General features: G+C 66.4%; 13 protein-coding genes. 8 read left to right on the top strand and 5 right to left on the bottom strand.

The window, feature by feature from the left end; translation table 11 throughout:
- Positions 1-260 precede the first annotated feature (260 nt).
- The 3 genes from A33M_RS21370 to A33M_RS25150 all read left to right on the top strand — a co-directional run bounded on the left by A33M_RS21370 (position 261) and on the right by A33M_RS25150 (position 1,877).
- Entirely contained in the window at positions 261-941 is a 681-nt protein-coding gene (locus tag A33M_RS21370) for a nucleotidyl transferase AbiEii/AbiGii toxin family protein (RefSeq protein ID WP_040622469.1), read from the top strand.
- The gene (locus A33M_RS21375; protein ID WP_040622472.1) at positions 938-1,228 is read left to right on the top strand and encodes a hypothetical protein; all 291 of its coding nucleotides are present in this window, start codon (positions 938-940) and stop codon (positions 1,226-1,228) included. Before A33M_RS21370 ends, A33M_RS21375 begins: the two co-directional genes overlap by 4 nt.
- Positions 1,229-1,313: 85 nt before the next feature.
- On the top strand, positions 1,314-1,877 hold the full coding sequence (locus tag A33M_RS25150; RefSeq protein WP_157223615.1) for an ISAs1 family transposase: 564 nt from the start codon (positions 1,314-1,316) through the stop codon (positions 1,875-1,877).
- Positions 1,878-1,909: 32 nt separating this feature from the next.
- Here A33M_RS25150 and A33M_RS21385 read toward each other — a convergent pair whose 3' ends face one another.
- Positions 1,910-2,182: a DNA -binding domain-containing protein gene (locus A33M_RS21385; protein WP_040622474.1), complete on the bottom strand. Its 273-nt coding sequence runs from the start codon at positions 2,180-2,182 to the stop codon at positions 1,910-1,912.
- Between the two features lie 444 nt (positions 2,183-2,626).
- Here A33M_RS21385 and istA point away from each other — a divergent pair, with 444 nt between their 5' ends.
- Entirely contained in the window at positions 2,627-4,141 is a 1,515-nt protein-coding gene (gene istA / locus A33M_RS21390) for an IS21 family transposase (protein WP_157223616.1), read from the top strand.
- A gap of 14 nt (positions 4,142-4,155) precedes the next feature.
- Positions 4,156-4,959 carry an IS21-like element helper ATPase IstB gene (gene istB / locus A33M_RS21395; RefSeq protein ID WP_008391885.1) on the top strand — a complete coding sequence of 268 codons (804 nt, stop codon included), beginning with the start codon at positions 4,156-4,158 and terminating at the stop codon, positions 4,957-4,959.
- A gap of 642 nt (positions 4,960-5,601) precedes the next feature.
- Here the strand turns inward: istB and A33M_RS21400 are convergent.
- The gene (locus A33M_RS21400) at positions 5,602-5,913 is read right to left on the bottom strand and encodes a DUF736 domain-containing protein (RefSeq protein ID WP_008391887.1); all 312 of its coding nucleotides are present in this window, start codon (positions 5,911-5,913) and stop codon (positions 5,602-5,604) included.
- 659 nt (positions 5,914-6,572) lie between these two features.
- Here A33M_RS21400 and A33M_RS21405 point away from each other — a divergent pair.
- Positions 6,573-6,950, top strand: a complete 378-nt coding sequence (locus A33M_RS21405; RefSeq protein ID WP_008391889.1) for a type II toxin-antitoxin system RelE/ParE family toxin — start codon at positions 6,573-6,575, stop codon at positions 6,948-6,950.
- 10 nt (positions 6,951-6,960) lie between these two features.
- Positions 6,961-7,551, top strand: a complete 591-nt coding sequence (locus A33M_RS23330) for a HigA family addiction module antitoxin (RefSeq protein ID WP_202801982.1) — start codon at positions 6,961-6,963, stop codon at positions 7,549-7,551.
- Here the strand turns inward: A33M_RS23330 and A33M_RS21410 are convergent.
- A complete protein-coding gene (locus tag A33M_RS21410) occupies positions 7,475-8,419 on the bottom strand; it encodes a DUF2493 domain-containing protein (RefSeq protein ID WP_085977110.1) in 945 nt (314 codons plus the stop codon). The two genes, A33M_RS23330 and A33M_RS21410, sit on opposite strands and share 77 nt — an antisense overlap.
- A gap of 328 nt (positions 8,420-8,747) precedes the next feature.
- Between A33M_RS21410 and A33M_RS21415 the strand changes: the two genes are divergently transcribed.
- Positions 8,748-9,098, top strand: coding sequence for a helix-turn-helix domain-containing protein (locus A33M_RS21415; protein ID WP_052027174.1), 351 nt, complete (start codon positions 8,748-8,750; stop codon positions 9,096-9,098).
- A 372-nt stretch (positions 9,099-9,470) separates the two neighbouring features.
- On the opposite strand, the gene A33M_RS21420 is transcribed toward A33M_RS21415, so the two are convergent.
- Together A33M_RS21420 and A33M_RS21425 are read right to left on the bottom strand one after the other, a co-directional pair.
- Positions 9,471-9,908, bottom strand: a complete 438-nt coding sequence (locus A33M_RS21420; RefSeq protein ID WP_040622479.1) for a hypothetical protein — start codon at positions 9,906-9,908, stop codon at positions 9,471-9,473.
- Positions 9,905-10,183 (bottom strand): type II toxin-antitoxin system prevent-host-death family antitoxin, encoded by a 279-nt coding sequence (locus A33M_RS21425; protein ID WP_202801983.1) that lies wholly within the window; start codon positions 10,181-10,183, stop codon positions 9,905-9,907. Before A33M_RS21425 ends, A33M_RS21420 begins: the two co-directional genes overlap by 4 nt.
- Between the last annotated feature and the right edge of the window lie 535 nt (positions 10,184-10,718).

A 10,718-nucleotide genomic window follows, 5' to 3' on the forward strand; every position in this document is an offset into this window, starting at 1 on the left:
GCCGATAGACGCTCGACCGCGCCACCCCGACCAATGCACATTGCCGCCGTACCGAAAGCGTCGCGTCGCCGCGATCGAGCGTCTCTCGCCGGTCCGCCGCGCTCATCTGCCGGACCTCCTGGCTAAAAAATCCCGCTCCACCGAGCGGCGTGGCCGGAGCAGCGCCGCCGCCCCGAAAACCGGCCAGACCGCCTCGAGAAACTCATTCTTGGTTCCGGCCTCTCGAAACTCCTATGATCTCTTGAGTTTAGAGAGACCTCATGCTCGGCACCTTCGCCCCCTGCCTCGACATCCTGCCCGCCCCGCAGCGCCGCTTGTGGGATGAGCTTGCCCAGACGCCCCCGGAATTCGTGCTGTACGGCGGCACGGCGCTGGCCTTACAGCTCGGGCACCGGAATTCCGTCGATTTCCCTTTCTTCGGCAACCGACCGCTCGATCCAAACGCGCTCACCCTCGCCATCCCGTTCCTCGCGGGGGCGACCGTTACGCAGCGCGAGCCGAACACGTTGAGCTGCACCGTTGAGCGGGGCGGTCCGGTCAAGCTCTCTTTCTTCGGCGTCCCCGCCCTCCCGCGCCTGCGCCCACCGCTGATTGCAGCCGATACCGGCTTGCGCATTGCCGCCCTGCTCGATCTCGCGGGCGCAAAAGCTCGCGTCGTGCAGATGCGGGCGGAGGCCAAGGACTATCTCGACATCGCCGCGTTGCTGGAGGATGGCCGTATCGGCCTGCCGATGGCGCTCGCCGCCGCGCGCGCCATGTACGGCACGGAGTTCAATCCGCAGATCACCCTGAAGGCCCTCACCTACTTCGATGAGGGCGACTTGCGAAAACTGCCGCAAGCGGTGAAGGACGGGCTGGCCGAGGCGGTCCGCGCCGTCGATCTCGACCGGCTTCCCGTTGTCACGGCCTCGCCCGGCCCGTCAGAAGGCGGAGCGTCATGAAGCCCATCCCACTCGACAACGATACCGAAGCCGCCGCGGCACGCATCGTCTGGTTCGAGCCGGCCGCCGAGGCGCTCGCCGATCCGGTACGTTTCATGGCCTACGCTTTCGCCCGCGCGACGCACGAGGATATGAAGCTGCTGCGTCGCTACCTCGACGAGGACGACCTGAAAGAGGCGCTCGACCGCGCTCCTCCCGGCATCATCGACCCGCGCTCATGGGCCTACTGGAATCTGCTGATGGGGCGCTATCCCGCGCCACCCCTGCCCAAACGCATGTCGACGTGACGCCACGGTCTCGCCGGACGGCCAGAGGGTCGGCCGGAGGGTCGAGGCGCAGGTGGCGGAGTTGACCGCCGCCGGATGAGCCACGGTGTTCCGTCGCACGACACGTTCTCGACCGTGTTCCGGATACTGGACCCGAAGGCGTTCGAGGCGGCGTTCCGCGACTTCATGGCGGCGTTCGGGGACTCGCTGGCGAAGCCCCTTCGGTGCGCTCGAGGTCGTCGCGATCGACGGCGAGGCTCTGCGGCGGGCCTACGAGGCCGGCAAGGCGCACGCCCCGAAGACGATGGTGTCGGCGTTCGCGGCCGAGATGCGGATGACGCTGTCGTGCTTGGCCGCCGAGGACGGCGACGAGGTCTCCGCCGCCCTCGAGCTGCTCGGCCTGGTCGACCTCGCCGGCAAGATCGTCACGGCGGATGCACTGCACTGTCACCGTGGCATGGCCGACGGCGTGGTCGCCCGCGGCGGCGATTACTGTCTCGCCCTGGAGGGGAACCAGGAGTCGCTGTGCAGTGATGCCGAGGCGTGCTTTCTCACGACGAAGAAGACCCATCCCAGCGCCGATCGGACCAAGGGCTCACTCGCCGGGAAGCTCAGACAGGCCGGCTGGAACGACGACTTCCTCCTCGAGCTCCCCGCCCAAACGCGATAGCCCTGGGCTCGCCACGGTCCAGTTTTTCGCCATCACGACTTGCGCTCGAGCAGGTGACGATAACCGTGCTCGGTCATCCACTCGGCTCGTCGCAGGTGCGTTTCCCAGGCGCGCCGGGCGCGGTCCGGCTCTTTCTCCGGGTCGATATCGAGGACGATCCGGGCGACCTCGCGCCAATCCGCACCATCCGCTTCGGCGTCGAGGAGACGGAGATACACGACGAGATGGCTTTCGTCGTAGGCGGTGAGAACATCCTCGCTCGGAGCCTGGTCAGCGATCGAGGGTACGGGCGTCGGCCGACACATCGTGTGTTTCCTCACGACAATAAAAGGAAGCATCCAAGCGAGGCGAGCGTCGAACAAAAGCGGCAGGGGCTGGCAATCTCGTGCCTGTTGTACCCCAACGTGCCAACCGAGAACACCGTGCGGACGTGCTGCGGAGCGATTTTATCGAGAACCCTCCGTAAAGAATTTCTCTCCAATGCATGGCCGCTCCCTCATGGAAATCCGAGAGGTGCTGGCGCGCGACCCGAGTGCGCGCACCGGGCGATCGCGATCACCGATTCCGATTGATTGCGACCGGGCATTCCGATTGATCGCGACCACCTGTTCCGGGGGATCGCGACCACCCAGTTCGGGGTCGCAGCCCGGATGTGGACGGGGGTGACGAGGGCCGTCGGGTAATCCGCGAATCGGCTTGTCCTGGCTCCTTTTGGCGAGGAGCGGGGCATGCCAGGACCGAGGTTACCCATGCGCAAGATAGGGGACGTGCTGCGGCTGTCGGCGGCCGGGCTGTCCAAACGCAAGATCGCGGCGAGCCTGGGGGTGAGCGCGACAGCCGCCGGGGATTGCATCCGGCGAGCACGACGGGCAGGCGTCTCCTGGCCGCTGCCGGACGAGCTGACCGACGACGCCCTGGAACGGCGGCTCTACCCGCCGCCGGTGATGGGAGCGACGGAGCAGCGGCCGCAGCCGGACTGGGCGACCATCCACCGCGAGCTGCGCCGGGCCGGGGTGACGCTCCAGGTGCTGTGGGAGGAGCATCGCGCCGTTCATCCCGACGGCTACGGCTACAGCCGGTTCTGCGAACTCTACCGGGCCTGGGAAGGGCGCCTGTCACCGACCATGCGGCAGAGCCACGTGGCCGGCGAGCGGCTGTTCGTGGACTACGCCGGGACGACGCTCGAGGTGGTCGACGCGGCGACCGGCGAGGTTCGAACGGCGCAGCTGTTCGTCGCCGTGCTCGGGGCATCGAGCCTGACCTATGCCGAGGCGACGTGGACGCAGGGGCTGTCCGACTGGATCGGGTCGCACACGCGGGCCTTCGCGTTCTTCGGCGGGGTGCCGGCCATGGTGGTGTCCGACAATCTGAAGTCGGGCATCACCAAGGCGTGCTTCTTCGAGCCGGCGGTGAACCGCAGCTACGCCGAGATGGCGGCGCACTACGACACGGCGATCGTTCCGGCGCGGCCGTACAAGCCGCGCGACAAGGCCAAGGTCGAGGTCGGCGTCCAGGTGGTGACGCGTTTCGTCGTCGCCAAGCTGCGTCATCGTCGGTTCGATACGCTGTCGTCGTTGAATGCCGCGATCTCTGATCTGATCACGACGCTCAACGAGCGTGTATCACGTCATCTCGGCGCCAGCCGTCGCGTGCTGTTCGAGCAGGTGGGGCGATCGGCGCTGAAGCGGCTGCCGGCCGAGCCCTATGTCTTCGCCGAATGGAAGAGTTGCAAGGTCGGGCTCGATTATCACGTCGAAGTCGCGAAGCACTATTACTCGGTGCCGCATCAGTTCCTCCGCGAGACCGTGTGGGTCCGCATCACGATGCGCACCGTCGAGGTGTTCCATCGCGGCAAGCGGATCGCGGCGCACCTGCGCGCATCGTCGAACCGCAGGCACACCACGGTGCGCGAGCACATGCCGTCGAGCCATCGCCGCTTCGCCGACTGGACGCCGGAGCGGATCAGACGATCGGCGGGCGAGATCGGTCGCAGCACCGGCGCGCTCGTCGAGATCATCCTGACCGAGCGGCCCCATCCCGAGCAGGGTTTTCGCGCGTGCATCGGCATTCTGCGACTCGAGAAAACCTGGGGCCGCGAGCGGCTCGAGGCCGCGTGCGAACGCGCCATCGCGATCGGCGCGCGCTCCTACGGTTCGGTCGTCTCGATCCTGAAGAACAACCTCGATCGCCACCAGCCTGCGACGCCCAGGGACGGGCCGGTGATCGCGCACGACAACATCCGGGGCCCCACCTACTTCCACTGAGGAGATCACGACCGATGCTCACACATCCGACCCTCGATCAGCTCCGAGCGCTCGAGCTCGATGGCATGGCGCGCGCCTTCGTCGAGTTCGCCGCGACGGACGAGACCCGCGATCTCGCCCACGCCGAATGGCTCGCCTTGCTGCTCGACCGCGAGACGGCCGATCGCGACACCAAACGCTTCCAGACCCGTATGCGCGCCGCGCGATTGCGCCACAGCCAAGCCGTGGTCGAGGACGTCGATTACCGGACGCCGCGCCGGCTCGACAAGGCGCTGTTCCAGCAGTTGACCACCAGCCGCTGGATCGCCGAGCACCACAATCTGCTCCTCACCGGCCCGTGCGGAATCGGCAAGTCGTGGCTGGCGTGCGCGCTCGCCCAAAAGGCCTGCCGCGACGGCCACACGGTCCATTACGCCCGCGTGCCGCGCCTGTTCGCCGATCTCGATCTCGCCCACGGCGACGGCCGCTTCCCCCGCCTGTTCCGTCTGCAGACCAAGGTCGATCTCCTCGTCCTCGACGACTGGGGACCCGACCGCCTCTCGCCCGGCCAGCGCCGCGACCTCATGGAGATCGTCGAGGATCGCCACGGCCGCGGCTCCACCCTGATCACCAGCCAGCTTCCCGTGTCCGCCTGGCACGAGATCATCGGCGAGCCCACAGTGGCCGACGCCATTCTCGACCGTCTCGTCCACAACGCCCACCGGATCGCGCTCGACGGCCCATCGATGCGCAAGCTCGCCGCCGACCAGGCGAACGGCGTCACCGCGACCGCCGCCGCCAACGGCGACGCCAAGCCCTCCAAGGAGGCCAAGAAATGAACCGCTTCCCGAGCCGACCGGCCGCCCCCGTGGGTCGACAGGGACCTCCCGCGCGCGCCGCCGCGTCGGCCGTGGGGGCACGCCGCGGCGCGCGCGGGTCCCTCCTATCGACTACGGGGACCGCCTCCGCCACCCTTGACCGAGCCGCCGTTCGCTGAGATCAGCGAGTGAACCCGACGGCCCCCTCACGCCCCGCGCCACACTGGTCGCGATCGGTCGGAACGGGTGGTCGCGATCCGTCGGTACAGGTGGTCGCGATCGTCGGAATGCGCAACCCGAGAAAGCACCAACGGACCAAACGCCTGTCCCAGGTAGAACCGACACGCCGAGCGGCGAGCGATCGACCCCATATCAGCTCGCTCGAACGCTGCGTGCACGCAGCCTCGATCGATGTCCCGACAAAAATCGCGGGCGGTACTCGGTATCGAAGTCGCCGGTCTGCTCCAAAAGCCGTCGGCGTCCCGGAACAGCGAGAAGGAAAAGGCGGGGTGAAGCCGTGGGACGAAGCGCGCCCCCCGCGTCCGCTTTCGTTCAGTTCGGCTGAGCGCCGAGTGCTTCGGCGCGCTGAACTCTTTTCTCTTCTTTCGGCCGCGATGCTGGGAGCGCCCCGCCGCTGTGGGCGGGGCGCTGCGGGCCAGCGCGTCAGTCGCTGGCGCGGCGGGACCAGATGAGCGAGAGGCCGTCCTCGCCTTCGACCTCGACGAGCGAGGCGTAGATCGGGGTCGGGAAGCTCGGATCGTCGAGCTTGACCGAGAGGTACTCGCGGCCCTCGCCCGAGGTCTTCTTCCAGGCGGCACCGAACTCGGTCCGGCCGGCGAAGATGCGGAAGTCGGGAGCCTTCTCGTTCGCCTTCTCGACCGGCGCGATCCGCGCCTTGACGTTGAGGGTGAGCGTCTTCACCGCGCCGGTGTAGTCGCCGTTCTCGGACTTCTTGAAGGTGCCGATGGTCGCCATGGTGGTCTCCTGTCTCGGTTCCGGGTCGCGCCGATCGCGGCCTCGATGGCGATCGACCGGCCGGGGGCGATCGGACCGCACCGCTCCGCGGCCGTAGCGAAGCGGAGGACGGCACGACGGCGACTTTCTTGTCCCGCGAGGAATGCCGCGCTTCAGGCCCCGCTCGCGGGGCGCGCGGCAGGGGAAGAAAGTCGACCGGCGGCCGTTGCGGGCAGACGATCGAGGCGCAGCCGCCCCTCGGCCAGATTCGCCCATTCGAGGTCCGCGTGGTGCGGCCCGGACAGAGCGCCAAGAGACCTGGCGACACATGGCCGGGCAAGATCTCCGGACGGCGCGGCGCGTGAAGACTTGCGCTCGACCATCAACGGCGGCGGATTGGTTCGAGAAGGCTAACGAAAAGGCCTCCATATCGCATCCGCATGCCGGCCTCGGTGTGCCCGGATCGACCGGATCGGGCCGCGGTCACCGTCAGGTCGACGATACGAGCTTTCGGCCATTCGCGACGTGTCGAGATCGACGGGCGGACGGTATTCGGATCATCCGATGACCCGCCGCTCGTGACAGGTGCGGCTGAGCGGCCCTGTCAGTGGCGGTCGCGGGGTCGTCGCCGACGGCGGCAAGGGAAAGAGTCCAGACGATCTGATCTCGATGCGACGGAGGTGGGTACTGCATGCTGGCGTTTCCCGTTCCTCCTCGACGTACCGTCCGGCAGGACGCCGGCTCGACACGACGTACCGTTTGGCGGTACGCATCGCCGTGATCAGGAGTTTCGCCGACAACCGCACCGCGGCGGTTTTCGCGGGCTACGCCGTTCGCGATCTGCCGCCGCAAATCCGAGTTCGAGCGCGCGCCAGCTCCACACGATCGATGCGGCGGTGCGGATCGACGATCTACGGGTCCCGCCCGGCAACCGTTTGGAGCCGCTCCACGGCGACCGGAAGGGACAATACAGCATCCGAATAAACGACCAATGGCGATTCTGCTTCGTCTGGCGCAACGGCGAAGCGTCCGACGTCGAGATCGTCGATTATCACTGAGGAGCAATCCATGGCCATCGAGCGCGACGAACTCGATCGCCGGCGAGTGGACTTCTCGGATGTGCAGTCGGGCCGCCGCTTGCCTCCGGTTCATCCGGGCGAGATCCTGCGAGACGAATTCCTGGTGCCGATGAGCATCAGCGTCTACGCGCTCGCGAACGCGATCAAGGCACCGCGTTCGCGGGTCAACGACATCGTGCTCGGCCGCCGGGCCATTTCGACCGATACGGAGTTGCGGCTCAGCCGATATTTTGGCACGTCGGCGGAATTCTGGGTCAAGCTGCAGACACGCTACGACCTGGAGATCGCCGATCGAACAATGCGGGCATCGCATCGAGCGCGAGGTCGAGCCGCTTGTGGCCCGAACAGTCGAGGAATCCGCGCCTGCTCGCAAGAGACGGCGCCGCACGGCGGCTTGATCCGGCAGTTGTTGAAAGCCTTGCAAGGTGCTGCGCTTCGCGCCGTCGGCAACGCGTCGACGGCAGCATGGCGACCGATCGTACCGATCTCCGAGAAAGCGGCGCTCATGCGCCGCCAGCCTTGCGAAAGTCGAACAGCGGGATGCCGAGCACCCGCGCCTTGTCGGCCAAATTGTCGGTGACACCCGAGCCCGGGAAAATGACGACACCGATCGGCATCGTCTCGAGGAGCTGATCGTTGCGCTTGAACGGTGCCGCCTTGGCGTGTCGCGACCAGTCGGGCTTGAAGACGATCTGCGGCACCTTGCGGGTGTCGGCCCAGCAGGCGGCGATCTTTTCGGCGCCACGCGGTGTGCCACCGTGGAGCAGCACCATGTCGGGGTGCTTGGCATGGACCCGGTCGAGCGCGTTCCAGATGCGATGGTGGTCGTTGCATTCGACGCCACCGGCGAAGGCGATCTTGACTCCCGTCGGCAGAAGGACCTCGGTCTCGGCGCGGTGGCGCGCCATCAGGAAATCGCGGCTGTCGATGATCGCGGCGGTGAGTACGCGGCGGTTGACCAGCGACCCGGTGCGGGGACGCCAGGCTTGCCCGGTGTGAACTTCGAAGAGTTCGGCGGCCGTGTCGCGCATGAACTCGAAGCTGTTGCGCCGTTCGACGAGGGTCAGTCCCTGGGCGAGCAGGCGCTCGAGCTCGACGGACCGGATTTCGGAACCGTCCTGCTCGCGCTGGCTGCGGCGCTGGCCGGCCTCGTTGGTGTCGATCTGGCGTTGGATGCGGTCGATGCCGCGGTGGAAGACGTTCACGACCGACCAGAGCAGGTCGGACAGATCGGGCCCGAGGCGAGTCTCGGTGAGCGTCGCGACGAAGGCGTCGAACACGTCGGTAAGCGCCCCTTGCAGGCGGTCGGCATCGGGAAGCGGGCGCGGATCGGGATCGTCCTCGAACGGGCGGTGACCGTAGAGCTGCAGCTCGTCGAGAAGACGGGCGGTCGGTGATGCGGCATGGATCGGTTCGGGGTCGTCGCTGGTGAGCCGGTCGATGGTCATGGCTCGGGTGCCTCGTCTGGTGGCCGCGCCCATCGCGGCCTTCACGGCGATCCCTCGCCGGAAGCGGCGCGGGCCCGCACCAGGAGGCGAAGCCGGAGGGCCGCAGCGAAGCGGAGGACGGCGGAGCAGCGGTCGCGCTCGTGCGAGGAGGACAACGGTCGAAAAGCCGCGCACAGCCGTTGCGGGCCTGCGCCGGTTCCGGCCCGATCGCCCTCTAAAGGCCGCGGCGCGGCGCTGTCCGACGAGGGATCCGCGCCACCGATGGCGGCTGAATGACGGCGGCCGAGACGCACTACCGCGAACGCCACGACAAAGGAGGGAGCAAGTAATGACCAAGAAGAAAAGCGCTACGCTGCCTGCTCATGAAGTGAGCAGCGGTAATGTGTTTGCCGATCTCGGCCTCTCCACCCCGGAAGACCGGATGTTGAAGGCCAACATCGTTGCCGAGGTACACCGCTCGATCAAGGATCGCGGCCTAACCCAGGTCAAGGCCGCGAAGCTGTTGGGCATCTCGCAGCCCGACTTGTCCCACCTGCTGCGGGGCGATTTCGAGGACTACTCGGCCGAGCGTCTGATGAAGATGCTCACTGTGTTCGAGCAGGACGTGGAGATCGTGGTGAAGCCTCACCGCCGGGCGGGCGAGGTCGGACGGATCACGTTCCGGCCGACGGCAGTCTGACGGCTGTTTTCGATCATGGCGAGCTTCGGCCCGCCTTTTTTGTGGGCGCACCCCTCCGGGGAAGGCTCTCGTGAACGGAGCCCCAAACGAATATGCGCGTTTTGGCGCAGGGGTGATTGTCTCTCCCATCAAGAAAGCACGCCAGCACCGCATTGAAGAACACATCCAGCGAGCAGCCTTATTTAGCTACCTCCTTCGTGTATTTTTCCATTTTATCAGTGTCGATCTCAACATCAAAAAGGATACACCATCCCAGGTGGGAAGATTATCCTTAAAGTATGCTACTGTATCTTCAAATCGCGCATAAGTGAACTCTATATTCATGCGTTTAATATGAACGTGAGGCGCGCAATCGGCAAGTCATTCCAGGGATCACTCTGAACGGGCAACGGCCTGCATCAGCCTGACCTTGCGGCGCGCAATCAGGCGCTCGCGCAGCACCCGGAAGAATCCCGGTGGCAGGAAGCCGTAGGCCACGGAAGACGGATCACCGGAAACGGCCGGGCGCAGGTCTGGCCCCGGCCAGATGAAATCATTGGCCTCGCTCAGCACCACCCACGAGCGGCCGGTATCCAGTCCGAGCCGCTGTTTGACCGGCTGCGGAATTTCGAGGGCGTCGAGGGGATCATCGGGTGGGGAGTGTGTCACCGGCAGGACGCGAACGACTTGGCTCTCGTCCTCGCGCAGCACCACCAGCACGATCGCGCAGGGACGGTCCTTGACCCCCTCTTCACGCCCCTCGCGGGCTTCCCGCTCCCACAGGTAGGAATACCGAACGACCAGGCCCGGCTGTGGAACCGGCCAGCTCACGGCCGCCAGTCTTTCAGCTCCGCGTCTAGTGCCTCATGGCCGGGCGGGACTTCCGCTTTGGCAATGAGGGCCACCTCCTCCTCGGTGAACTCTTCGAGCGCCACCACGCGCCGGTCGCGGCGCTTGAGCCGCGCGTACTCGTCGGCCGAGATCACCACCAGCCGGTCGCGGCCGTTCTTGGTAATGGTCAGCGGCTCGCTCAGCGCCTTGTCGGCCAGCGGGCCGAAGTTGCGGATGAATTCTGCGGTCGAGACCTTCATGTCGTGCTCGCGCATGTACATATCTATCGCTTCATACACATTATATGTATAAACACGACTCCTGCAAGCTCCTCCTGACACATTGATATTTCAGGAGACGGGGCACGTCCCCTCCGGGGCCAGGCTCTCGTGAACGGAGCCGCCTGCGGCGTCTCCGCCCTTCGGGCTTCGATCCCTCGCGCAAGAGCAACACCGGCCCGACCGCGTCGAGGCCAAGCCCTGCGGGCGCGCTTCGCCCGGCCTCGAGCCGACGCGCATCGAGACGGGTACGACCGCCGCCCTGCGTCGGCACTACCATCGTGAAATCCTCGATGCCCAACACGTCGCGCCGTGCGGCAGAGGCCTGGTAGCCGACTTCAATCGGCTTACGGTTCCCCACTCACATGCTTTTCGGCATCATGGTTCGTCTCATATATCCTGACCGCGGTGCAATGCGTCGGCAGCGACCGCAAGCGGCAAGATCAACGGTAGCGGTGCATCTTGGAGGCACAGCGCGCCATAACTGTAAGCGTCGTGGTCAGGCCACGGCTTTGAGGGCTTGCGGCGGGGC

This window comes from Rhodovulum sp. PH10, assembly GCF_000293785.1.
GTDB lineage: Bacteria > Pseudomonadota > Alphaproteobacteria > Rhizobiales > Xanthobacteraceae > Rhodoplanes.